Source organism: Mesorhizobium sp. WSM4806, assembly GCF_055811635.1.
In genome coordinates this window covers 1-22,921 of the sequence record NZ_JBVVQZ010000019.1, presented here as the reverse complement: position 1 = coordinate 22,921, position 22,921 = coordinate 1, and the positions used below count along the sequence as shown (strand labels likewise).

19 protein-coding genes are annotated in these 22,921 nt (G+C 63.7%); 8 read left to right on the top strand and 11 right to left on the bottom strand.

Annotated elements, in window-relative coordinates; all coding sequences use genetic code 11:
- Positions 1–2: 2 nt before the first annotated feature.
- From AC0L2M_RS25755 to puuE, 7 genes are all read right to left on the bottom strand, one after another.
- Positions 3–962: an ABC transporter permease gene (locus tag AC0L2M_RS25755; protein ID WP_023796836.1), complete on the bottom strand. Its 960-nt coding sequence runs from the start codon at positions 960–962 to the stop codon at positions 3–5.
- A gap of 16 nt (positions 963–978) precedes the next feature.
- The gene (locus tag AC0L2M_RS25750) at positions 979–2,568 is read right to left on the bottom strand and encodes an ABC transporter substrate-binding protein (protein WP_473536252.1); all 1,590 of its coding nucleotides are present in this window, start codon (positions 2,566–2,568) and stop codon (positions 979–981) included.
- A 156-nt stretch (positions 2,569–2,724) separates the two neighbouring features.
- Positions 2,725–4,710 carry a CocE/NonD family hydrolase gene (locus AC0L2M_RS25745; protein ID WP_473536251.1) on the bottom strand — a complete coding sequence of 662 codons (1,986 nt, stop codon included), beginning with the start codon at positions 4,708–4,710 and terminating at the stop codon, positions 2,725–2,727.
- An 84-nt stretch (positions 4,711–4,794) separates the two neighbouring features.
- Positions 4,795–5,388 (bottom strand): nucleoside deaminase, encoded by a 594-nt coding sequence (locus AC0L2M_RS25740; protein WP_128172886.1) that lies wholly within the window; start codon positions 5,386–5,388, stop codon positions 4,795–4,797.
- Complete coding sequence (locus AC0L2M_RS25735) at positions 5,388–5,891, bottom strand: ureidoglycolate lyase (RefSeq protein WP_473536250.1); 504 nt, start codon at positions 5,889–5,891, stop codon at positions 5,388–5,390. The genes AC0L2M_RS25740 and AC0L2M_RS25735 overlap by 1 nt, the downstream gene beginning before the upstream one ends.
- Positions 5,888–6,736 (bottom strand): bifunctional allantoicase/(S)-ureidoglycine aminohydrolase, encoded by an 849-nt coding sequence (locus tag AC0L2M_RS25730; protein WP_473536249.1) that lies wholly within the window; start codon positions 6,734–6,736, stop codon positions 5,888–5,890. Before AC0L2M_RS25730 ends, AC0L2M_RS25735 begins: the two co-directional genes overlap by 4 nt.
- A gap of 44 nt (positions 6,737–6,780) precedes the next feature.
- Complete coding sequence (gene puuE, locus AC0L2M_RS25725; RefSeq protein ID WP_473536248.1) at positions 6,781–8,214, bottom strand: allantoinase PuuE; 1,434 nt, start codon at positions 8,212–8,214, stop codon at positions 6,781–6,783.
- 174 nt (positions 8,215–8,388) lie between these two features.
- On the opposite strand from puuE, the gene uraH reads away from it, so the two are divergent.
- The 4 genes from uraH to xdhC all read left to right on the top strand — a co-directional run bounded on the left by uraH (position 8,389) and on the right by xdhC (position 13,668).
- Positions 8,389–8,763: a hydroxyisourate hydrolase gene (gene uraH / locus AC0L2M_RS25720; RefSeq protein WP_236377917.1), complete on the top strand. Its 375-nt coding sequence runs from the start codon at positions 8,389–8,391 to the stop codon at positions 8,761–8,763.
- A 3-nt stretch (positions 8,764–8,766) separates the two neighbouring features.
- Positions 8,767–10,248: a xanthine dehydrogenase small subunit gene (gene xdhA, locus AC0L2M_RS25715; RefSeq protein ID WP_473536247.1), complete on the top strand. Its 1,482-nt coding sequence runs from the start codon at positions 8,767–8,769 to the stop codon at positions 10,246–10,248.
- Positions 10,248–12,596: a xanthine dehydrogenase molybdopterin binding subunit gene (xdhB, locus tag AC0L2M_RS25710; protein ID WP_473536246.1), complete on the top strand. Its 2,349-nt coding sequence runs from the start codon at positions 10,248–10,250 to the stop codon at positions 12,594–12,596. Before xdhA ends, xdhB begins: the two co-directional genes overlap by 1 nt.
- A gap of 76 nt (positions 12,597–12,672) precedes the next feature.
- Positions 12,673–13,668 (top strand): xanthine dehydrogenase accessory protein XdhC, encoded by a 996-nt coding sequence (gene xdhC / locus AC0L2M_RS25705; RefSeq protein WP_473536245.1) that lies wholly within the window; start codon positions 12,673–12,675, stop codon positions 13,666–13,668.
- A gap of 21 nt (positions 13,669–13,689) precedes the next feature.
- Here the strand turns inward: xdhC and AC0L2M_RS25700 are convergent, their stop codons facing one another.
- Positions 13,690–14,610 (bottom strand): LysR family transcriptional regulator, encoded by a 921-nt coding sequence (locus AC0L2M_RS25700; protein ID WP_473515205.1) that lies wholly within the window; start codon positions 14,608–14,610, stop codon positions 13,690–13,692.
- A 243-nt stretch (positions 14,611–14,853) separates the two neighbouring features.
- Here AC0L2M_RS25700 and AC0L2M_RS25695 point away from each other — a divergent pair, with 243 nt between their 5' ends.
- The 4 genes from AC0L2M_RS25695 to AC0L2M_RS25680 all read left to right on the top strand — a co-directional run bounded on the left by AC0L2M_RS25695 (position 14,854) and on the right by AC0L2M_RS25680 (position 19,227).
- Complete coding sequence (locus AC0L2M_RS25695; protein ID WP_473536244.1) at positions 14,854–16,071, top strand: urate hydroxylase PuuD; 1,218 nt, start codon at positions 14,854–14,856, stop codon at positions 16,069–16,071.
- A gap of 2 nt (positions 16,072–16,073) precedes the next feature.
- Entirely contained in the window at positions 16,074–17,387 is a 1,314-nt protein-coding gene (guaD, locus tag AC0L2M_RS25690) for a guanine deaminase (RefSeq protein WP_473536243.1), read from the top strand.
- Between the two features lie 74 nt (positions 17,388–17,461).
- Positions 17,462–17,965, top strand: a complete 504-nt coding sequence (locus AC0L2M_RS25685) for a heme-degrading domain-containing protein (protein WP_128172895.1) — start codon at positions 17,462–17,464, stop codon at positions 17,963–17,965.
- Positions 17,962–19,227: a glycerate kinase type-2 family protein gene (locus AC0L2M_RS25680; protein ID WP_473536242.1), complete on the top strand. Its 1,266-nt coding sequence runs from the start codon at positions 17,962–17,964 to the stop codon at positions 19,225–19,227. Before AC0L2M_RS25685 ends, AC0L2M_RS25680 begins: the two co-directional genes overlap by 4 nt.
- 3 nt (positions 19,228–19,230) lie before the next feature.
- Here the strand turns inward: AC0L2M_RS25680 and AC0L2M_RS25675 are convergent, their stop codons facing one another.
- From AC0L2M_RS25675 to AC0L2M_RS25665, 3 genes are all read right to left on the bottom strand, one after another.
- Positions 19,231–19,953: a UdgX family uracil-DNA binding protein gene (locus AC0L2M_RS25675; RefSeq protein WP_280806757.1), complete on the bottom strand. Its 723-nt coding sequence runs from the start codon at positions 19,951–19,953 to the stop codon at positions 19,231–19,233.
- A gap of 86 nt (positions 19,954–20,039) precedes the next feature.
- Positions 20,040–21,461 carry a glutamine synthetase family protein gene (locus tag AC0L2M_RS25670; protein WP_473536241.1) on the bottom strand — a complete coding sequence of 474 codons (1,422 nt, stop codon included), beginning with the start codon at positions 21,459–21,461 and terminating at the stop codon, positions 20,040–20,042.
- Between the two features lie 13 nt (positions 21,462–21,474).
- Positions 21,475–22,857, bottom strand: coding sequence for an aspartate aminotransferase family protein (locus AC0L2M_RS25665; protein ID WP_128168391.1), 1,383 nt, complete (start codon positions 22,855–22,857; stop codon positions 21,475–21,477).
- Positions 22,858–22,921 lie beyond the last annotated feature (64 nt).

Below are 22,921 nucleotides of genomic sequence, written 5' to 3'. Positions count from 1 at the left end.
CCTCACTTCGGATGTCTGAGACGCGGATTGGCGACGATCGCCGCTATGTCCGCAATGATGTTCAGGCTGATATAAACCGCGGCGAAGATCAGGCCGACCGCCTGCACCACCGGTACGTCACGCTTGGTGACGTGGTCGACGAGATACTGCCCCATGCCCGGATAGACGAAGATCACTTCGACAACGACGACGCCGACGATCAGGTAGGCGAGGTTGAGCATGACGACGTTGATGATCGGCGCAATCGCATTGGGGAAGGCATGCCTGCGAATGACGGCGAATGCCGAAAGCCCCTTGAGCTCCGCCGTCTCGACATAAGCCGATTGCATGACATTGAGGATCGCGGCGCGCGTCATGCGCATCATGTGGGCGAGCACCACCAGCGTCAGTGCCGCCGCCGGCAGCATGATCGCCTGCATGCGCTCGCCGAACGGCATCCCGTCATAGACCGTCGAGATGCCGGGGAAGATCTGGTATTTCACGGCAAAGAAATAGACGAGCACATAGCCGATGAAGAATTCGGGAAACGAGGTCGAGGCAAGCGCCAGTCCGGAGATCAGCTTGTCGACCCAGCCATTGCGGTAACGCACCGCAATCAGGCCGAGGATGATCGCCAGCGGCACGGCAACGACCGCCGCCCAGAAGGCGAGGAACAGCGTGTTCCACAACCGCCCCTTGATCGACGTCGCAATATCCTGCCCGCTGGACATGGCGGTGCCGAGATCACCGGTCACGACGCCGCCGAGCCAGCGGAAATAGCGGATAAAGGCCGGATCGTTGAGGCCGAGCTGCTCGCGCAGATTGGCAAGCGACTCCGGTGTCGCCGACTGTCCGAGGATGGCTTGCGCGACGTCGCCGGGCAGGATCTGGGTGCCGGCGAAGATCAGGACCGATACGGCCAACAGCAGGAGGATGCCCAGCGCAATGCGCTGGGCCACCAGTTTCACGATGGGTGAGGACATATCCGCAAGGCCGGGCTCAGGCTTCGAGCCAGCACTTTGCCAGAGCGTACCCGTTCATCAGCTCCTGATGCGGATCGTCGACCCAGCCGGCGACCTTGGCGCCCGTCGCGTCGATGAACTGATTGAACATCGGCAGGATCAGGCCACCTTCGTCGCGGACGAGCATCGCCATGTCGCGATACATCGCCTTTCGCTTGGCTTCGTCGAGCTCGGCACGCGCCGCCAGCACCATCTTGTCGAACTCGGGACGCTTGAAACGCGTGTCGTTCCAGTCGGCCGTCGACAGGTACGCAGTCGAGTACATCTGGTCCTGCGTCGAGCGTCCGCCCCAGTAGGAGGCGCAGAAGGGCTGCTTGTTCCATACTTCCGACCAGTAGCCGTCGCCCGGCTCGCGCTTGATCTCCAGCGTGATGCCGGCCTTGGCCGCGCTTTGCTGGAACAGCTGCGCGGCATCGACGGCGCCGGGGAAGGCGACGTCCGATGTCCTGAGCAGGACGGCGCCGTCATGGCCCGACTTCTTGAAATGAAACTTGGCCTTGTCGGGATCGTATTTGCGCTGCTCGATGTCCTCGGAAAACAGCGGATAGGCCGAGTTGATCGGGAAGTCGTTGCCGAGCGAGCCATAGCCTCTGAGGATCTTGTCGAGCATCTCCTCGCGGTCGATCGCCAGCTTCAGCGCCATGCGCAAATCGTTGTTGTCGAACGGCGCCGTGTTGCAATGCATGATGAAGACGTAGTGGCCAGGACCCGCATGGTTGCGGATGGTGACGCCGGGCAGCCGCTTGATCAGGTCGACGATCTTCGGCTCGACGCGGTTGATCATGTTGACCTGGCCGCCCTGCAAGGCCGAAGTGCGCGCCGTGGCGTCGTTGATGACGATGATCTCGATCTGGTCGGCATGGCCCATCTTGTCGGCCTGCCAGTAATTGGCGAACCGCTCGCCGCCATGGCGCACGCCGGGCTCGTTGGTGGTGATCTTGTAGGGTCCGGCCGAGATGCCGGCGTCGGCCTTGTCCTTGCCGCCATTGGGCTGGATGATCAAATGGTAATCGCTAAGCAGATAGGGCAGGTCGGCATTGGCTTCCTTCAGCGTCAGCACGACTTCCTTGCCGCTGGCCTTGATGCTCTCGATGCCTTTCATGTAGCCGAGCGCGCCCGACTTCGACTTCTCGTCCGAATGGCGTTCGAGTGTGGCGGCGACGTCCTCGGCGGTTACCGTCTTGCCGTTATGGAATTCGACGCCGTCGCGAATCTTCAGCGTCCAGACCTTGGCGTCGTCAGACGAGCCGATCTCCTCGGCGATGCGGTTCTCGAGCGTGCCTTCCGGGGAAAGCTCGACGATCAGTTCGCCCCACATCTTGCCGAAGGCGAACGGCACCTGCGTCATGAACAGGGCCGGATCGAGGCTGTTGGTGGACTCGCCGCCGACCAGGCCGGCCTTCAGCGTGCCCCCCTTGACCGGACCCGCGGCGCGCGCCGCACTCGAAAGCAGCGAGTTGGCGAAGATCGCGGTGACGCCGAGCGCTGCCGCCCGGCCGAGAAAATCACGACGGCTCAGTTTGCCGGACGCGACGCGCCGGCTGAGAAATTCCAGTTCGTTTGACATGTTGAGTTCCTCACTCTGTTGGTTCGACCTTGTGGTCGTTTTTTATCATTTCTTGTGAGGAGAATAATGACCGCAAGGGAACGCCGTAAGCAAGACCGAATGCGACATGCCGTGGCGTAAATCGTACGTCGCAATTGGACCAACCCGCGTAAGCGCTCAAAGCAGCGCGCGCGGGATTTTCTCTTCGAAATTGCGCTCGAAAACCAGTTTCTCGCCTTCATAGGCTTCGATTCTGGCGCTAACCATGAAGCTTTGCGCGTCGGACCGCATTTCGGCTGACGTTTCGGTGCGCACCGACCATCCATTTCGCGACAGCGTCTGCGTCCAGTGCGTCTTGCCCGACGCTGACAGCGGATTGTCAGGATGGATCGCCCATGTCTCGCGGGCGACGCTGCCATTGGCGAGGCCATGCTCCAGGTCGCGCACCTCGCCGAAATCGTCGACAATGGAAAGCGTGACGATTCCGGTCTTCTCGTCGCGATCAACATGACGCTCGGAATTGGCGGCACGGACCGTTTCGGTTGCCCAGGGCACGGCTGCCTCGGACGTAGGGAACGTGACTTCGTCGCCTTGCGCCGGCGGACGCAGCGGCAGCTTCAGCGTAGCCGCCGACAGGTCGAGCCGAACCGGTTCCGGCGATGGCCAGATCATCGGCCAGTAGGCGTTCGAAACGGCAATACGCAGGCGATGGCCTGATGGCACGCGATAGGCGCATTGGTCGAGCACCACCCGCGCCAAAACGATCTCTTCCGGCACCAGCGCCTCGGGGAATTCATGCGAGTTGCGGTGCGTCAGGTTGAGCACGCCGTAGGAGATCAATTCGGATGCGCCGTCAGGATGCACGTCGCACAGCCGCACCGCGATGTTCGCCTGCCGTCGATCCGAGGCGACCTGGATCAAAACCTCCGGCGCGCCGACAATGTCGATCGCCTCGCCGAGCGGGGGCTGGTCGAAACACACCGACAGCGCATCGTCGGGGCGCTGGTCGCCGGGCAGTTCCGGCCCGAAGGTGAAGGGGAAATATTCGCCGCCGGCGAGGCCGCAGCTTTGTGGCGAAGCCACGATTGCAGGCCTGGCGCCTTCCGGGATCAGTTCGATCGCCTCAGCCTTGATGTTGGGCGATGGCCAGTCTGCTTCGGCAACCCAGCGGCCGGGCCGCTCGGGATGCCAACGCGCGGGGCGCACGCTGTCCATCACATAGGCGCGGTAGGCCGGGTCGGCCTCGACGCCGGTGTCGATGCCTTTCAACCAGCGGTCCCACCAGCGCAAGGCCTCCTGCAGGAAGCCGATCGCTGGTTTCGGTGCGGCGTAATGCGGGTACTTGTGGATCCACGGGCCGACGATGCCCTTGACCGGCGCCTCGATATTGGCCGCGAGGTAGGAAACCGTATTGCGATAGCCGTCATGCCAGCCGCCGATCGACAGCACGGCGGCTTGGATGGCGGAATAGTCCTCGCAGATCGAACCGCGCTTCCAATAGGCGTCGCGGTGCTGGTGTCTCAGCCACAGCGGCGCCAGGAAGGGCTGGTTCTCCAGCCGGGTCAGCCATAGGTCGCGCCATTTGTTGTCGCCGGCCAGCAGCGGGTCCGGTGGCCGCGACGAATAGGACAGCATGGTCGAGGCCCAGCCGAAATTCTCGATCAGCAGGCAGCCGCCCTTGTAGTGGATGTCGTCGGCATAGCGGTCGACGGTCGAGCACAGGCTGATGACTGCCTTCAACGCCGGCGGCTGCTTGGCTGCAACCTGCAGGCAGTTGAAGCCGCCCCAGGAGATACCCATCATGCCGACATTGCCGTTGCACCAGGGCTGGGCGGCCGCCCAGGCGATCACATCGCAGGCGTCCTGCAATTCCTGCTCGGAATATTCGTCGTCCATCAGCCCTTCGGAATCGCCATTGCCGCGCATGTCGACGCGGATCGATGCATAGCCATAGCCGGCGAAATAGGGATGCGTCAGCTGATCGCGAAAGATCGTGCCGTCGCGCTTGCGGTAGGGCAGGTGCTCGAGGATCGCCGGCATCGGATCGTCGGCGGCATCGGCCGGCATCCACACCCGCGCCGACAGCCGGCAGCCATCCGGCATGACGATGCCCATGTCCGGAAACTCGACGACCTTGCGGGGAAATTCAGTGACGGTTTTCATGCGGGCGACTCCAGGACCGCCAAATGATGGAGCCCGTGGGACGTCGTCGTGGGCCAGCCAACGAATTCGGCTGGTCAATCCGCGTCAACTCAACGGAATGTCGTTTTCGTCCTTGCTCGCCTGGTAAGCGCTGGACAGTTCGTCGTAGCGCGCCGAGATCTTGCCGATCCGTGCTTCCAGCCGCTTGCGCTCGGCCTCGGGCAGCGACCGCACCAGTCTTCGGATCGAAAAGCTCTTCCAATAGGCGTTCTCGGCATTGTAGCCGCCAGGGTCGAGGGTGAAGACCTCCTTCAGGATCTTCAGGTCGTGTGGGATGGCGAAGCTGTCGCGCGAATCCTCGTGCGAAAACAGATAGTAGAAATTGTCGAAGCCGGTCCAGGTGATCGCCGACAGGCAGAGCGAGCAGGGTTCGTGCGTGGCGAGGAAGATCGCGTCCTTGGTGTCGACGCGCTCGGCCTTCGGCATTTCGTAGAACCGCTTCAGGCAGTGCACCTCGCCATGCCAGAGCGGATTTTCCGCCTCGTTGTTGGTTTCGGCGAGCACCAGCGAGCGGTCATCCTTTCTCAAGATCGCCGCGCCGAACAGCTTATTGCCATGGGCGACGCCTTCGGCCGTCTTCGGCACGATGTCATGCTCGATGACGTCGAGCAGGCGGTCGATCAGCGAAGTATCGGCCATTATTGGCTCCTGTCCGGCAGATCGATCTCGTAACCGTGCGAGAAATGGCACTCTTCGAGGTTGGAGCCGTCGCCACCGCGGTCGACGACGAGAAAATCCTGGGCCTCACCGATCGGCGTCAGCACGCCGTGCCACCGATTGCGTGGGTAATTGACGCCTTGCCCGGGCGCGGTGATGAATGCGTGCGGCTCTCCTGGGCCTTCGTCGCTGTCATGGCAGACGACGACCAGGAACGGCCGTGGCGACAGCGGGATGAAAGCCTGGCTGCCGAACGGGTGACGCTCGACCATGGTGAGCTTCAGCGGAAAATTGTAAGGCGTGCCGCGCACCATAGATATCAGCACGCGCGCATTCGGTCCCTGCGCCTCGGCGGTGGCGAGGTCGTGGTAGCGTTCCGCCTTGCCGCCATTGATCGGGTAGTGATTGTCGCCGCCCATATCGATGACGTCGCCGAATTCAGCGAAGTTCTCGCGGGTCAGCGGGCGCGCCACAATGCGGCTCATGGCGCGCGCCTCGCGACGCCGGCGCCGCCAAGCTTGGCATGCCGGTTGACGTCCTTGTAGAGCAGATATCGGAACTGGCTCGGACCGCCGGCATAGCAGGCCTGCGGGCAGAAGGCGCGCAGCCACATATAGTCGCCGGCCTCGACCTCGACCCAGTCCTGGTTAAGGCGGTAGACCGCCTTGCCCTCCAGCACATAGAGGCCGTGCTCCATGACATGGGTCTCGGCGAAGGGGATGACCGCGCCCGGCTCGAGTGTAACCAGGGTGATGTGCATGTCGTGGCGCATGTCTTCAGGATCGACGAAACGCGTCGTCGCCCATCTGCCTTCGGTGCCGGGCATGGGCGTGGGCGCGATGTCCTGTTCGTTTGCAAAAAGGGCTTGCGGCGTATCGATGCCCTCCACGGCTTCGTAGGCTTTTCGGATCCAGTGGAAACGAACGGGTGCGCCGCCCTCGTTGCGAACGGTCCATCCGCTGGCCGGCGGCAGGAAAGCAAAGCCGCCCGGCTGCAGGACATGTTTCTCGCCAGCCAGCAAAACGGTCAGCTCGCCCTCGACCACGAACAGGGCGCCCTCGGCGCCGGCATCCGGTTCCGGCCGGTCGCTGCCGCCGCCGGGCGCGACCTCGACGATGTATTGCGAAAACGTCTCGGCAAAACCCGACAGCGGGCGCGACAGCACCCAGACGCGGGTCTCGTCCCAGAACGGCAGGGCGCTGGTGACGATGTCCTGCATCACCCCCCGTGGAATGACGGCATAGGCCTCGGTGAAGACGGCCCGGCCGGTCAGCAGCTCACTCTGGCCGGGGTGGCCGCCCTGCGGCGCGTAATAGGTTCGGTCGGCCATTTTCATCGTATCCATCAGTTCAGAGCCTGTTGCGGAAGCCAGGCCTATTGCGGAAGCATGTCCTTGAGGCGGAGCAGTGCGATACGCTCGACCTGTTTGCAGGCGGTTTCGAATTCAACGCCGCGGCTGTTGCCGATGCGCGCCTCGAACTCCGCCAGGATTTCTTCCTTGGTCTTGCCTTTCACCGCGATGATGAAGGGAAAGCCGAAACTGGTGACGTAGGCGGCATTGAGCTTGGAGAACAGCTCGCGCTCTTTATCGGTCAGCGCCTCGAGCCCGGCGGAAGCCTGTTCCCTGGCCGATTCCGTTGTCAGCCGCTTGGCCTGAGCCAGTTTTCCGGCAAGGTCGGGATGGGCGTTGAGCACGGAGAGCCGCTCGGTCTCGCTGGCGCCGCGAAAGACACGGCACAGCGCATTGTGCAGACCGCCGGCACTGTCATGCGCCGGACCGAGCTCCAGCTCATAGGCGCGCTCGGCGATCCACGGCGAATGCTCGAATACGCCGCCGAATGCCTGGACGAAAGCCTCGAATTCCATCTTCGACGGGCGCAGCGTCGGCGGCCGGAACGGATGGTTCTCTTGCCAGTGCCTTGCAATGTCGATGCGTCGCGCCAGCCAGACCCTGTCGTGCGATTTGACGTAGTCGACGAAGCGCTTCAGCGCCGCGACCCGGCCCGGCCTGCCGACGAGGCGGCAGTGGAGGCCGATATTCATCATGCGCGGCCGCCCTGCCTTGCCCTCGGCATAAAGCGTGTCGAAACTATCCCTGAGATAGGCGAAGAACTGGTCGCCCGAGTTGAAGCCCTGCGGCGTGGCGAAACGCATGTCGTTGGCGTCGAGCGTATAGGGGATGATGAGCTGCGGCTTTGCCGACCCGTCCGGCCCACCATGCTCGAACCAGTACGGCAGCTCGTCGTCATAGGTGTCCGACACATAGTCGAAGCCGCCCTCTTCCGCCGCCAGCCGCACGGTGTTGATCGACGTGCGGCCGGTGTACCAGCCGGTCGGCCGTGCCCCGGTCACCTCGTAGTGCAGCCGGATTGCCTCGTCCATGTCGCGGCGCTCGTCCTCCGGCGCATGGTCGCGATAGTCGATCCATCTCAGCCCGTGCGAGGCGATCTCCCAGCCGGCCTCCTGCATCGCCACGACCTGGTCGGGCGAACGCGCCAGTGCTGTGGCGACGCCGTAGCAGGTGATCGGCACCTCAGCCTCGGTGAACAGGCGCAGCAATCGCCAGAAGCCGGCGCGGGCGCCATATTCGTAGATCGATTCCATGTTCCGGTGGCGCTGCCCGGGCCAGGGTGCAGCGCCGACGATCTCGGACAGGAAGGCTTCCGAAGCCTTGTCGCCGTGCAGGACGCAATTTTCGCCGCCTTCCTCGTAATTGACGACGAACTGCACCGCGACATGCGCCCTGCCGGGCCATTTCGGATCCGGCGGATTGGCGCCGTAGCCGCGCATGTCTCGTTCGTAACGCATTGTCGCTCCTGCCGGATAGTGTGATCAGGATAGTCGAAAGGATTGCTTGCGCATTCCCCCGAAAATTTTTGAAAGTGTTTTTGCAGCACTTCACTCGACCGGGACTTATGCATCGCCTTTAATTGGCGCACAATTCGTCAAGCACGTTTGAGTGTACCGGAATGGGAGCAGCCAGTGGCGGAAACGTCGAAAGCCGAAGGCGGACGTCTGACGACCCATGTCCTCGACACCGCGACCGGCAGGCCGGCGGCAGGCCTGTCGATCGAGCTTTACCGCATCAACGACGACATGCGGACGCATCTGAAGACAGCGGTCACCAATGCCGACGGCCGGTGTGACGCGCCGCTGCTTGCCGACGCGGAATTCCGCACCGGCGAATACGAGCTGGTCTTCGCCGCCGGCGACTATCTGCGCCGGCAGGGATTGAGACTCCCGGAACCGGCCTTCCTCGACAGCGTGCCGATCCGCTTCGGCATGGCCGAGCCGATGCACTATCACGTGCCGCTGCTCATATCGCCCTACGGCTATTCGACCTATCGGGGGAGCTGAGACATGACGAGACTCAAGATACGCAATGAGATACGCTTCATCCTCAATGGAGAGGATGTTGCGCTGACCACGGTCGCGCCCGACGAGACCTTGCTCGACTGGCTGCGGCTCGAGCGCTCGCTGCGCGGCACCAAGGAAGGCTGCGCCGAGGGCGACTGCGGCGCTTGCACCGTGCTGGTCGGAAGGCTGTCAGGCGGCCGGCTCGTCTATGACAGCGTCAATGCCTGCATCCGCTTCCTTGGCTCGCTCGATCGCACGCATGTCGTAACCGTCGAGCATCTGCGCGGCGACGGCGAAAAACTGCATCCGGTGCAGCAGGCGATGGTCGATTTCCACGGCTCGCAATGCGGCTTCTGCACGCCGGGCTTCGTCATGTCGCTTTATGCCCTGTGGATGCGGTCACCGGAGCCATCGGATGCAGCCATCGAAAAGGCGCTTCAGGGCAATCTCTGCCGCTGCACCGGCTACGAGGCGATCATGCGGGCGGCACGTGCCATCTCCAGCTACGGCAAGGCGGCAAAGGATCCGCTGGCAGCGGAGCGCAAGGCGATCACGAGCAAGCTCGAAGCGATGAAAGACGGTTCGCGCATCGAGATCGGCGCCGGCAAGCAGCGCCTGGTCGTCCCGGCCGATGCCGACGACCTCGCCGCCGTGCTCGACAAGGAGCCGGGCGCCACCATCGTTGCCGGTTCGACCGATGTCGGCCTGTGGGTGACCAAGCACATGCGCGAGATTGCGCCGGCGATCTTCATCGGCAATCTCGACGGGCTGTGCCGGATTTCCGAAGACAAGGGCATCATCTCGATCGGCGCTGGTGTCACCTACACCGAGGCTTTCTCAATGCTGGCGAAACGCATCCCGGCGCTGGGCCCGCTGTTCGATCGCATCGGCGGCGACCAGGTGCGCAACATGGGCACGATCGGCGGCAACATCGCCAATGGCTCGCCGATCGGCGACACGCCGCCGCCGCTGATCGCACTCGGCGCGCGGCTGACGCTGCGCCGCGGCAACAAGCGTCGGACGATCTCGCTTGAAGACTTCTTCATCGCCTATGGCAAGCAGGACCGACAGCCGGGCGAATTCGTCGAGGCCGTGCATGTCCCAGTGCCGGGCAGGGATACCAAATTCGCCGTCTACAAGATCACCAAGCGCCGTGACGAGGACATCACCGCCGCACTTGGCGCATTCCTGCTGGCCCTGGCCAAGGACGGCACGGTGGCGGAGGTGCGCATCGCCTATGGCGGCATGGCGGCAACGCCGAAGCGGGCTTTCGGCGTGGAAAAGGCGCTGCTCGGCAGGCCCTGGACGGAACCGACGGTCGAGACCGCCATGGCCGAGTACGCCAAAGACTTTACCCCGCTGACCGACATGCGGGCGAGCGCCGAATACCGGGCGCTGGCGGCGCGCAACCTGCTGTTGCGGTTCTTCGCCGAGACCAGCGGCACCAAAGCACCGATCCAGATATCGCGCCACGAGGCGGCGTGATGACCAAGCACGCTCCAAACCTCAAGGCGCAGAAAATCGCTGGTGGCGTTGCCACCGACCAGCGTCATGATTCCGCGCACAAGCATGTCCGCGGCACGGCCGTCTATATCGATGACATGCCGGAATCATCCGGCATGCTGCATGGCTGCCTCGGGCTTTCGACGGCCACGCATGCCACCATCAGCAGCATGGACCTGGCGGCGGTGCGCGCAGCACCCGGCGTCGTCGACGTGCTGACGGCGAGCGACGTGCCGGGCGAAAACGACATTTCGCCGACCAGCCGCCACGACGAACCGGTGCTGGCCGACGGCAAGGTGCAGTTCTTCGGCCAACCGATCTTTTGCGTCATCGCCGAAACCCGCGAGCAGGCGCGCCGCGCCACAAGGCTGGCCAAGGTCGAATACAAGGAATTGCCTTTCGTCACCGACATCGGCGTCCTCGATCCCAGGAAGGACAAGCTGGTCACGCCGCCGCTGACCCTGAGGCGCGGCGGTGCCGCGGCTGCGATCAGGGCGGCGCCGCGCCGGCTGAAAGGAAAAATGCGCATCGGCGGCCAGGACCATTTTTATCTCGAAGGCCAGATCGCCATGGCCATTCCCGGCGAGGATCAGGACGTCACGATTTATTCGTCGACCCAGCATCCGAGCGAAATCCAGCACATGGTCAGCCATGCGCTCGGCGTGCCGAGCCATGCCGTCACGGTCGAGATCCGCCGCATGGGCGGCGGCTTTGGCGGCAAGGAAACGCAAGGCAACCAGTTTGCCGCGCTCGCGGCGATTGCTGCGAAAAAACACCATCGCGCGGTGAAAATCCGGCCCGACCGTGACGACGACATGATCGCCACCGGCAAGCGCCATGACTTCCTCGTCGATTACGAGGTCGGCTTCGACGACGAGGGCAATATCCTCGGCGTCGATTTCATGTTTGCGGCGCGCTGCGGCTTCTCGGCGGACCTGTCGGGCCCGGTCACCGATCGCGCGCTGTTCCACTGCGACAACACCTATTTCTGGCCGGCGGTTCATGCGCAATCGGCGCCGCTCTACACCAACACCGTGTCGAACACCGCCTTCCGCGGCTTCGGCGGGCCGCAAGGCATGGTCGGCGCCGAGCGTGTCATCGAAGAGGTCGCCTTTGCCGTCGGCAAGGACCCGCTCGAGATTCGCAAGAAGAATTTTTATGGCACCAGCGACCGCAACGTCACGCCCTATCACCAGACGGTCGAGGACAACATCATCCACCGCATCGTCGCCGAACTGGAGGCGAGTTGCGACTATGCGAGGCGTCGCCGCACCATTGAAGCTTTCAACGCCAACAGCCGCTTCATCAAGCGTGGATTGGCGCTGACGCCGGTCAAGTTCGGCATCTCGTTCACCGCGACGCACTACAATCAGGCCGGCGCGCTGGTGCATGTGTACACCGACGGTTCGGTGCATCTGAACCATGGCGGCACCGAGATGGGGCAGGGTCTCTACGTCAAGGTGGCGCAGGTGGTGGCGGAAGAATTCCAGATCGACCTCAACCAGGTAAAGATCACCGCGACGACGACCGGCAAGGTCCCGAACACCTCGGCGACGGCCGCATCGTCCGGTTCCGACCTCAACGGTATGGCGGCGCAGAACGCGGCCCGGCAGATCAAGGAGCGGTTGACCAACTTCGCAGCCGAAAAATACCAGGTGCCGCGCGACCAGGTGCTGTTCCTGCCCAACCGGGTGCGCATCGGCAACCAGGAGATCGCCTTCGCCGATCTCATCAGGCAGGCCTATATGGCGCGCATCCAGCTTTCGGCGGCGGGCTTCTACAAGACGCCGAAAATCCACTGGGATCGCGACAAGGGCGAGGGTCGTCCCTTCTATTATTTCGCCTATGGCGCCGCGTGCTCGGAAGTCTCGGTCGACACGCTGACCGGCGAGTATGTCGTCGAGCGCACCGACATCCTGCACGAGACCGGCCGCTCGCTGAACCGCGCCATCGACCTTGGCCAGGTCGAAGGCGGCTTCATCCAGGGCATGGGATGGCTGACGACTGAGGAGCTTTGGTGGGACGAAAAGGGCCGGCTGCGCACCCATGCGCCGTCGACCTACAAGATTCCGCTCGCCTCGGACCGACCGAAGATCTTCAATGTGACGCTGGCCGATTGGCCGGAAGCGAGCGAGCCGACGGTGCACCGCTCCAAGGCGGTCGGCGAGCCGCCGCTGCCGCTCGGCATCTCGGTGCTGCATGCGCTGTCGGATGCGGTGGCAAGCGTTGCCGGCCATCGGATCTGCCCGCGCCTCGACCCACCGGCGACGCCGGAGCGGGTGCTGATGGCGATCGAACGGCTGAAGAGGGAAGCCAAGGCTGGTGCTTGAACTCGGTCCCGGGTTCGTACAAGGCGTGCAATCCGGGCCGAAAAACCCTATGTTTCCCGATAGGGAAAGCAAAAACATGACCTCGAAAGTGCAAACCCTGAAAGCATTTCTTGGCGGCGCCGGCCGGGTTGCCCTGGTCGAGGTGGCTGGGACCAAAGGCTCGACGCCCCGCGAGAAGGGCGCCTTCATGCTCGTCTCGGGCGCGGCGATTTTTGGCACGATCGGCGGCGGCCAGCTCGAATTCATCGCGATCGACAAGGCGCGGCAGCTGCTCTTCTCCCCCCTTGAGGGGGAGATGGCCGCGGAGCGGCCAGAGGGGGCCGGTAGAGGAAGCACGCGACCTAAGAAAATGTCGAGCACTGCCGCGGCGACCCCACCCGACGGCTTCGCCGCCACCCTCCCCTCAAGGGGGAGGGATACGCGCACGACGCTCGATGTCCCGCTCGGGCCCGAGATCGGCCAGTGCTGCGGCGGCAGGGTCGAGGTGCTGATCCGGCGGGTCGACACGGCGTTGGCGCAAGAGCTGGTCGCGGCGGCGGACGCCGAGCAGGCGCAGTTGCCGCATGTCTACATCTTCGGCGGCGGCCATGTCGGCCAGGCGCTGGCCTCGGCGGTGGCCTTGCTGCCGGTCCGTGTCGTCGTTGTCGAGACGCGGGCCGAGGCGCTGGAGGGCATGCCGGACACGGTCGAAACCAGCCTGACGCCAATGCCCGAGGCGATGGTGCGCAAGGCTTCGGCTGGCGCCGCATTCGTCGTCCTCACTCACGACCACGCACTGGATTTCCTGATCGTCGCCGAGGCACTGAAACGCCGGGATGCCGCCTATGTCGGCATGATCGGCTCGAAGACCAAGAAGGCGACATTCAGGAACTGGTTCCTGAAGGCGGCGGACGGCAGCGAGGCGCAATTTGCCGGCCTCGTCTCGCCGATCGGCGGCGATGCGGTCAAGGACAAGCGTCCGCAAGTCATTGCGGCCTTGGCGGCGGCCGAGATCATGACGGCACTGGCCGCCCATGCTGGCGCGCGAGCCGCGCCGCACCCCGTCTCTCGTGGCAAGGCAATGGCCGGCTGACGGCCAGAATTCGAGCAACGCTCATTTGCCGGCCAGAATTTCTTTGATCAGCCGTTGGCAGCGCTCGGCCATGAAATCGAGCAGCAGCCGCACCTTCGGGTCCTGCAGCTTTTTGTGCGGGTAGACGGCGGCGAACTGCACCGGCGTCGGTGGCGTGTCGGGCAGGATCACCTTCAGACGCCGGTCGCGGATGAACGGCTCGACCTCGAAGCGCGGCTTGTTGATGATGCCGCGGCCCGACAGCGCCCAGCCGGTCAGCACGTCGCCATCGTCGGTGTCATAGGGTCCGTGCACCTCGAATTTCCGCGGACCGTCGGCCGTCTGCAGCGTCCACACATATTCGCGCGCGCCGGCGTAGCGCAGCATCAGGCAATCGTGTTTGTTGGCGATCAGTTCCTGCGGCTCGGTCGGTTCGCCGCGCGTCTCCAGATATTTCGGCGCCGCCACCAGCACCCGCTCGCACTCCATGATGCCGCGCATTCTCAGGCTGGAATCCTCGATGATACCCAGTCTGAACGCGACGTCGATGCCTTCCTTCATGATGTCGACATTGTGGTCCGAAAGCCTCAGCCGAACCTCGATGTCAGGATATTTGTCGTGGAAATCGGGGATTCCCGACGCCACCAGCCGCCGGCCGAGGCCAAGCGGCGCTGTCACCTTGATGGTGCCACGCGGCTGGCCGGACAAAGCGCTGACAGCGGCTTCCGCCTCGGTGACCGCCTCAAGCACCTGCTTGGCGCCGGAGTAGAACACCGTGCCGTGCTCGGTCGGCATCAATTGCCGCGTCGTGCGATTGAACAGCCTGACACCGAGATGTTTTTCGAGCTCCTTGATGCGGTTGGAGGCGACCGCTGGCGAAATGCGCATGTCGCGCCCCGCCGCCGACAGATTGCCGAGCTCGACGACGCGAACGAAGACGGAGATGTTGTCGAGATAGGCCATGCGGCTTTGGGGCTCTCATGCGGCTGCGCAGGGATAACCCTAGTGCATGACCCCGAAAAATCGGAATCGATTTTCGGAAAGGATCATGCACCAGATAAAAGTTCTACAGCGTCCTTTGCGCGTCCAACGGACGCGCGGCGCTGTAGTATTTTCCATTTTTTTTTGAAAGTCATCGTGCCGCTCGGCCCTTTCCGTTTGCGCTCCAGTCCGTAAAGTCACCCAATCGGCAGGGACGACTTTTCAATGATCGATTTTGCGATTTTCTGGGACTGGCTGAGTTTCGCCGTGCGCTGGCTGCATGTCGTCACCAGCATAGCCTGGATCGGCTCGTCCTTCTATTTCGTCGCGCTCGATCTCGGCTTGCGCCAGCGTCCGGGCCTGCCTGTCGGCGCCTTCGGCGAAGAATGGCAGGTGCATGGCGGCGGCTTCTACCACATCCAGAAATATCTCGTGGCGCCGACCGAAATGCCTGAGCACCTGACTTGGTTCAAATGGGAATCCTACGCTACCTGGCTGTCGGGCTTTGCCATGCTGTGCGTCGTCTACTATGCCGGCGCGGACCTCTTCCTGATCGATCCCAACGTGCTTGCCATGTCGGTGCCTACAGGCATCTTGCTGTCGCTGGCGACGATCGGCGTCGGCTGGGTGGTCTACGATCTCTTATGCCGTTCGCCCCTTGGCAGGAGCGACACCGGCCTGATGCTGGTGCTCTATGGCGTGCTGGTGTTCATCGCCTGGGGTCTTACCCATCTGTTCACCGGCCGCGCCGCTTTCCTGCATCTTGGCGCCATCACCGCGACGATCATGTCGGCCAATGTCTTCATGGTCATCATTCCGAACCAGAAGATCGTCGTCGCCGACCTGATCGCCGGCAGGAAGCCAGATCCGAAATACGGCAAGATCGCCAAGCAGCGCTCGCTGCACAACAATTACCTGACGCTGCCCGTTCTCTTCCTGATGCTGTCGAACCACTACCCGCTGGCGTTTGCTACCCAGTTCAACTGGGTGATCGCCTCGTTGGTTTTCATCATCGGCGTGCTGATCCGGCACTATTTCAACACCATGCATGCGCGCAAGGGCAACCCGACCTGGATCTGGCTGGCTGCCGCCGTCCTGTTCGTCGTCATCATCTGGCTGTCAACCGCGCCGAAAGTGCTGACCGGCGAAGTCAAGGCGTCCTCGACGGCACAGGTCTATATCGCCTCGGCGCATTTTCCCGCAGTGCGCGATACGGTGCTTGGCCGTTGCTCGATGTGCCATGCGCAGGAGCCGTCCTACGATGGCATCTATCACGCGCCGAAAGGTGTGATGCTCGACACGGACGCCGGTATCGCCGGGCAGGCCCGCGAGATCTACCTGCAGGCCGGCCGCAGCCACGCGATGCCGCCCGCCAACGTCACCCATATCACCGACAAGGAGCGGGCGCTGCTGGTGGCATGGTTCGAGGAGGCGGGGAAATAAGCATGACCAGCACGCTCCTGCGCGGCCGCACGCTGTCCTTCCTGCGCTGGCCTGAGACCGTCGACGACCATTCCGCCTGGCGCTACGAGGACGACGGCGGCCTGCTGCTTCGCAACGGCAGGATCGTTGCCGCGGGCGCCTATGCCGACGTCGAGAAAAAGGCTGATGAAGGCGCAAAAAAGATCGACCACCGTCCGCATTTGCTGCTGCCTGGTTTCATCGACCCGCATGCGCATTTTCCGCAGATGCAGGTCATCGCCTCCTACGGCGCCGAACTGCTCGACTGGCTGAATACTTACACCTTTCCCGAGGAAACCAAATTCCAGAACGCCCAGCATGGCCGCCGCATCGCCAGGCTGTTCCTCGACGAGATGCTGCGCCACGGCACGACGACCGTCGCCGCCTATTGCTCGGTGCACAAGGAATCGGCCGAGGCGTTCTTCGCCGAGTCGCATCACCGCAACATGCTTAACATTGCCGGCAAGGTGATGATGGATCGCAACGCACCGGAGGGCGTGCTCGACACGCCGCAATCGGCCTATGACGACAGCAAGGCGCTGATTAAGGAGTGGCACGGCAAGGGGCGCCAGCACTATGCCATCACGCCGCGCTTCGCCATCACCTCCTCGCCCGAACAGTTGGAAATGGCGGGCGCGCTCTGCCGCGAACATCCTGATCTGCACATGCAGACGCATCTGTCGGAAAACCACGCCGAGATTGCCTTTACGCTGCAACTCTACCCGCGGGCACGCGACTATACCGATGTCTACGAGCACCATGGGCTGCTCGGGCGCAAAAGTCTGTTCGGCCACTGCATCCATCTTTCGGAACGCGAGGCGGATGCGCTTTCGGAAACGGGCTCGGTCGCCGTGTTCTGTCCGACCTCGAACCTGTTCCTCGGCTCGGGCCTGTTCGACTATCAGCGTTACCGCCGCCGCGAAAAAGCACTCCGCATCGCCACCGCCACCGATATCGGCGGCGGCACCAATTACTCGATGCTGCGCACCATGGATGAGGGCTACAAGGTGATCGCGCTGAACGGCGAGAAGCTCAATCCGTTCCAGTCGTTCTGGCAGCTCACCCGCGGCAATGCCGAGGCGCTGTCGATCGTGGAAAGGATCGGCACGCTCGACCAAGGCAGCGATGCCGACATCGTCGTCCTCGATGCCCGCGCCACGCCGGCCATGCGGCTGCGGATGGAGACGGCGGACACGCTGGCGGAGGAGCTGTTTCTGCTGCAGACGCTGGGCGACGACCGTGCCGTGCGCGAGGTCTACGTCGCCGGGCGGGCGATGAAGACCGATATGGCGGTTTAGCTATCCCACACGCCCCGCTTGACCCAGCGGCAGCCATCGGTCAAAGGGTGCCGCGACGTTGATAGGGGAACGACATGGCCGTTGCAGACGATATCGCTCTGATCCAGAAACAGGAAGCCGAGCTTGTCTTCTCGGTCTTCGATGAAGCTGTCGCCTTCAAGATCGGCTCGACGATCCGCGACCGGGCACTGGCCCAGAGCTTGCCGATCATCGTCGACATCAGGACCTTCGACCGGCCGCTGTTCTACGCGGCAATGCCGGGCTCGAACGCCTCCAATCCGGATTGGGCGCGGCGCAAGATCAACGTGGTGCAGCGGTTCCTGAAAAGCACCTACCGCATGGTGCTGGAGCAGCAGCGTCCCGACCGCAGCTTCAAGCCAGGCGAGGGGCTCGACATATCGGACTATGTGCTGGCCGGTGGTGGCTTTCCCATAACGGTCAAAGGTGCCGGCGTCATCGGTGTGATCGCGGTCTCGGGCCTGCCGGAGCGTGAGGATCACGGCGTCGTCGTCGATGCGCTGTGCAGCCACCTCGGCGTCGACGGGCGCGAGCTGGCACTGCCGCCGGAAGCAAAATGACGGCGCTCGATCCCAAATCCTTCCTCGCCGCCATCTTCAACGCCGCCGTTGCCGCCGCTGATCCGCAGAGGACGATCAGGGATCATCTGCCGGCAATGCCGAAGGGGCGCACCATCGTCATTGGTGCAGGAAAAGGCTCGGCGCAGATGGCGGCGGCTTTCGAAAAAGTGTGGGACGGGCCGATCGAAGGGCTGGTCGTCACCCGCTACGGCTATGGCGCGGCATGCCAGCGCATCGAGATCATCGAGGCGGCGCATCCGGTGCCGGATGCCGCAGGGCTCGAAGCGTCGCGCCGGCTGCTCGAAAAGGTGCAGGGGCTGACCGCGGACGATCTGGTCGTGGCGCTCATCTCCGGCGGTGGCTCGGCGCTGCTGCCGGCGCCCGCCGAAGGTCTGACGCTGGCCGACGAGATCGCCGTCAACGAGGCGCTGCTCGCCTGCGGCGCGCCGATCGCCGCCATGAACACCATCCGCAAGCATGTTTCCACCATCAAGGGCGGCAGGCTGGCGGCAGCTGCCTATCCGGCAAAGCTGGTATCTTTGGTGGTCTCCGACATTCCCGGCGACAATCCGGCGCTTGTCGCTTCCGGCCCGACCGTTCCCGATTCCGGCAACCGCCAAGAGGCGCTGGCATCGATCGCCGCCTATGGCATGAAACTGCCGGCTGCCGTGATGGCGCATATCAATTCGCCGGCCGCCGATGCGCCGCGCGTCGATGATCCGCGTTTTTCGCGCAACGAAGTGCATCTGATCGCCTCGGCCGGCGTCTCGCTGGAAGCGGCTGCGGCCGAAGCCAGGCGCCATGGTATTGAGGCGGCCATCCTCTCCGATTCCATCGAGGGCGAAGCGCGCGAAGTTGGGGGTGTCCATGCGGCAATCGCCCGTGAAGTCGCGAAGCGCAACCGGCCTTTCCCGAAGCCCGTGCTGATTCTATCAGGCGGCGAGACGACGGTGACCGTGCGGGCGAAGGGCAAGGGCGGTCGTAACACCGAGTTTCTGCTTGCCTTCGCCATCGGCATCAGCGGCATGGAGGGCGCCCATGCACTGGCCGCTGACACCGATGGCATCGACGGTTCGCAGGACAATGCCGGCGCCTTTGCCGACGGCTCGACGGTGTCGCGGATGCGGGCGGCAGGCGTCGATGCCAAGGCGATGCTTGCCGGCAACAATGCCTGGACGGCATTCAACGCCGTCGGCGATCTCTTCGTGCCCGGCCCGACCGGGACGAACGTCAATGATTTGAGGGCAATCCTGATCAGATAGGGGTCAGGCGGCCATCAGCTTTTTCACTGCCTTCATGTCCTGCAGGAACCGCTCGCGTTCGGCCTGCTTGTCCGCCGGCTCGCGAATACGCAGGATGAAGGACGGGTGGATGGTGACGAACACAGGCAAGCCATCGTCCCGATCCACGACCGCGCCGCGCATCTTCATGATCGGCACGACCTTGCCGAGCAGTGACTGCGCCGCCGTTGCGCCGAGCGCCACCGCCAGATTGGGCTTGATCAGATCGAGCTCCCTGTCGAGCCACCAGCGGCAGGCCTGTACCTCGCCGGTATTCGGCTTCGAGTGGATGCGCCGCTTGCCGCGCGGCTCGAACTTGAAATGCTTGACCGCATTGGTGACATAGACTTTCAGCCGGTCGACGCCGGCATCGTCCAGGATGGCGTCGAAGACTTTTCCCGCCGGACCGACGAAAGGTTTGCCGGCCAGATCCTCCTGGTCGCCTGGCTGTTCACCGACGAAAACCACCTTGGCCTTGTCAGGCCCTTCGCCGAACACGGTCTGCGTTGCGTTGCGCCACAGCGGGCAGCGGCGACAGGCCTTCGCCACTTCGCTGAGTTCGGGAATGGTGCTTGCGCCATCGTCTTCTGCCGTCTCAGGCAATTCAGGCTTGGGCCAGCGTCTTGCCTGCACCTTGGCGTGGTGTGGAGAATTTGTCTGCATCCTGGCGATCATGGCTGATGCGGCCTTGCCCGCTGCTGCGATCAGATGCGGAATGAGCGAAGCCCCAGAAAGGTTCCTTCAAATAGCCGGGACCCGGCTTTCGCTGGGCGAATGACCGGCGATGCGATGCCTCACACCTCGTGCAGATAGAGATGATAATCCAGTTCGCTGACCGTGCGCGCCACCCGCAGATATTCGGATTGCTTGATCGCCACGAATGTTCGGTGCAGGTCTTCCCCCAGCGCCGCTTTGAGGAATGTCGAGGCCCTTGCCGCCTCGATCGCGGCGCGCCAGTCCACCGGCATGGTGGTGCGCGTGATTGCTGATTCGTAGCCATTGCCGGTGGTTTCGGGGCCTGGATCGAGGCCCTCATCGAGACCCTTGACGATGCCGGCCAGCACGGTTGCCGCCACCAGATAGGGGTTGGCGTCGACGCCCGACGGCCGGTGCTCGATGCGCCGGTTTTTCGCGTCGCCAGCCGGCACGCGCAATGCCACCGAGCGGTTGTTGACGCCCCAGGTCGGCGCCACCGGCGCATAGGATTGCGAAACGAAACGCCGCCATGAATTGGCGTGCGGTGCAAACACCAGCATCGATTCGGCCATGGTCTGGATGAGGCCGCCCAGTCCGCGCAGCAGCGGCAAGGACCAGGTCTCACCGCTGGCTTCGGCAAAGACGTTGTTGCCGGCCTTGTTCTGCAGCGAGACATGGAAATGCATGCCGGAGCCGGCGTATTTCTCGATCGGCTTGGCCATGAAGCAGGCAGTGACGCCGTGGCGGCGCGCCTGCGCCCGCACCAGCCGCTTCAGCATGACGAGGTCGTCGGCGGCCCGCATCACGTCCTTGCGATAATTAAGCGTCAGTTCGTACTGGCCGGGCGCATATTCGGAAATGACCGTCTCGGCTGGGATGCCTTGCACCCTGGCCGCGGCATAGATATCGGAAAACAGCGGCTCCATGCCGTGCAGATGGTCGACGGAATAGACCTCTGTCTTGGCCGAGCGGCGGCCGTCGAGCACCGCGTGCGCCGGCTGCACCTTGCCGTCGGCGTCGCGCTCGTTGGCAAGCAGGAAGAATTCGAGCTCGAAGGCGCCGGCCGGATGCAGGCCCTTGGCCGCCAGTATCTCCACCTGACGGCCCAACGCCAGGCGCGGGTCGGAGGACATCGGCTGGCCATCGAGATGGTACATCGCCATCAGCACCTGGCCGCGCGGCGGCTGTGTGCCGAACAGCGGCACCAGCGTGCCGGGGATCGGCCATGCCCGCAGGTCGCCGTCGCCCGTCGTCCAGATCAGTCCGGTCTCGTGCACGTCCTCGCCGGTGATGTCGAGGCCGAGGATCGAGATCGGCATATGCCTGCCGCCCTCGAAGATGCTCATCAACTCGTGCCGGCGCACGATCTTGCCACGCCCGACGCCATTGGCATCGGTCAGCACGATGTCGAACGCTTCGATCTCGGGATGGGCGTCGAGAAAGGTATGCGCCTCGGCGGGCGTTGAGCCCGAAGGGGAGGCGATGATGGCGTTCAAAGTTTGCTTGTGCGCTTCTCTCATGTGCAAGCTTGTCTCATGCCGCGAGCCTTGCCGCAACCGCGCCGAAGGCGGTGATCAGGCGGTTCACTTGGGCCGCGCTGGTCGCCGGCGAGATCAGCATCATGTTGTGGAACGGCGCGATCAGCACGCCGCGATTGACCAGCGCGACATGGACAGCCGCTTCGAGCGCCGGTGCGTGCGCTGCTTCCGCCTCGCCGCCATTCCTCAGCGGGCCGGGTGCGCAGATGAACTCGACGCGGGCGCCGACTCGGGCAACATGCCAAGGCAGGCGGTAACGGTCGATGACGGCGGTCAGCCCGGCGTCGAGCCGCCGCGCCAGATGGTCCATATGGCTATAGTTCTCGTCGGTCATCACCTCTTCGAGCGTGGCGCGCATCGCTGCGAACTGCAGCGGATTGGCCGAGAGCGTCGTGCCCATGCCGGAATAGCCTGGTTCCTTGGTCCTGACATAGTCGGCATAGCGGGTGGCGACGCCCTCGCTCATGCCCCAGACGCTGGCTGGCACGCCGCCGGCGATTGGCTTGCCGAGCACGAACAGGTCCGGCTCCAGGCCATGTTTCCTGGTGTAGCCGCCGGGACCGGTCGAGATCGTGTGCGTCTCGTCGATCAGAAGCAGGGTGCCAGCGGCGCGGGTGAGACGCCGCAGCGCGTTGTGGAAGCCGGGATCGGGCAGCACCATGCAGGAATTGGTCAGCACCGGCTCGGTGACGACACAGGCGATTTGCTGGTCCCGGAGTGCTGTCTCAAGCGCCGGCACATCGTTGAACTCGACGACATCGGTCGCCCGGGTCAGGTCGCGGAATTCGCCGGCCAGTCCTGGCCGGTTGGCCGGTCTGCCGCCGACCAGACGCACCATCGTCTCGTCGACCGAGCCGTGATAGCAGCCGTTGAAGACCAGGATCTTGCCCCGGCCGGTGATGGCGCGGGCGACGCGCAGCGCGAAGCGGTTGGCATCGGTCGCCGTTGTCGCAATCTGCCAGAACGGCAGGCCGAAGTGCTGTTGCAGCAGCGGGCCGATGGCGAGTGCATCTTCCGAAGGCAGCATGTAGGTCAGGCCGCGTCCGGCCTGCCTACGGATGGCGTGGGCGACCGGCGGCGGCGAGTGGCCGAACATCGAGCCGGTGTCGCCGAGGCAGAAATCATCGAGCCGATTGCCGTCGATGTCAGTGATAGTGGCGCCTCTGGCGCTGTCGACCATTATCGGGAACGGCGTCGGCCAGTCGTTCATCCAGTGCATCGGCACGCCGCCGAAGAAACCCGGCAGGCCGTTGCCGACCTTGGCTGCCGATTTCGGCCTTGCCTTGCGGAAGGCTTCGGCCTCGGTCTCGCGCAGATCCGCGATGCGAGCAGTGCTGATGCCACCGATCGCCATCTTTGAATGGTCGATTGTATGCATGAATGCCCCTCTCATGCGTCATAGGGGAATAGGGGAATAGGGGAATAGGGGAATAGGGGAATAG

Excerpts from the sequence above, each read along its gene's own strand:
- AC0L2M_RS25755 (WP_023796836.1), bottom strand. The coding sequence starts at position 962 with ATGTCCTCACCCATCGTGAAACTGGTGGCCCAGCGCATTGCGCTGGGC.
- AC0L2M_RS25750 (WP_473536252.1), bottom strand. The coding sequence starts at position 2,568 with ATGTCAAACGAACTGGAATTTCTCAGCCGGCGCGTCGCGTCCGGCAAA.
- AC0L2M_RS25745 (WP_473536251.1), bottom strand. The coding sequence starts at position 4,710 with ATGAAAACCGTCACTGAATTTCCCCGCAAGGTCGTCGAGTTTCCGGAC.
- AC0L2M_RS25740 (WP_128172886.1), bottom strand. The coding sequence starts at position 5,388 with ATGGCCGATACTTCGCTGATCGACCGCCTGCTCGACGTCATCGAGCAT.
- AC0L2M_RS25735 (WP_473536250.1), bottom strand. The coding sequence starts at position 5,891 with ATGAGCCGCATTGTGGCGCGCCCGCTGACCCGCGAGAACTTCGCTGAA.
- AC0L2M_RS25730 (WP_473536249.1), bottom strand. The coding sequence starts at position 6,736 with ATGGCCGACCGAACCTATTACGCGCCGCAGGGCGGCCACCCCGGCCAG.
- puuE (WP_473536248.1), bottom strand. The coding sequence starts at position 8,214 with ATGCGTTACGAACGAGACATGCGCGGCTACGGCGCCAATCCGCCGGAT.
- xdhA (WP_473536247.1), top strand. The coding sequence starts at position 8,767 with ATGACGAGACTCAAGATACGCAATGAGATACGCTTCATCCTCAATGGA.
- xdhB (WP_473536246.1), top strand. The coding sequence starts at position 10,248 with ATGACCAAGCACGCTCCAAACCTCAAGGCGCAGAAAATCGCTGGTGGC.
- xdhC (WP_473536245.1), top strand. The coding sequence starts at position 12,673 with ATGACCTCGAAAGTGCAAACCCTGAAAGCATTTCTTGGCGGCGCCGGC.
- AC0L2M_RS25700 (WP_473515205.1), bottom strand. The coding sequence starts at position 14,610 with ATGGCCTATCTCGACAACATCTCCGTCTTCGTTCGCGTCGTCGAGCTC.
- AC0L2M_RS25695 (WP_473536244.1), top strand. The coding sequence starts at position 14,854 with ATGATCGATTTTGCGATTTTCTGGGACTGGCTGAGTTTCGCCGTGCGC.
- guaD (WP_473536243.1), top strand. The coding sequence starts at position 16,074 with ATGACCAGCACGCTCCTGCGCGGCCGCACGCTGTCCTTCCTGCGCTGG.
- AC0L2M_RS25685 (WP_128172895.1), top strand. The coding sequence starts at position 17,462 with ATGGCCGTTGCAGACGATATCGCTCTGATCCAGAAACAGGAAGCCGAG.
- AC0L2M_RS25680 (WP_473536242.1), top strand. The coding sequence starts at position 17,962 with ATGACGGCGCTCGATCCCAAATCCTTCCTCGCCGCCATCTTCAACGCC.
- AC0L2M_RS25670 (WP_473536241.1), bottom strand. The coding sequence starts at position 21,461 with ATGAGAGAAGCGCACAAGCAAACTTTGAACGCCATCATCGCCTCCCCT.
- AC0L2M_RS25665 (WP_128168391.1), bottom strand. The coding sequence starts at position 22,857 with ATGCATACAATCGACCATTCAAAGATGGCGATCGGTGGCATCAGCACT.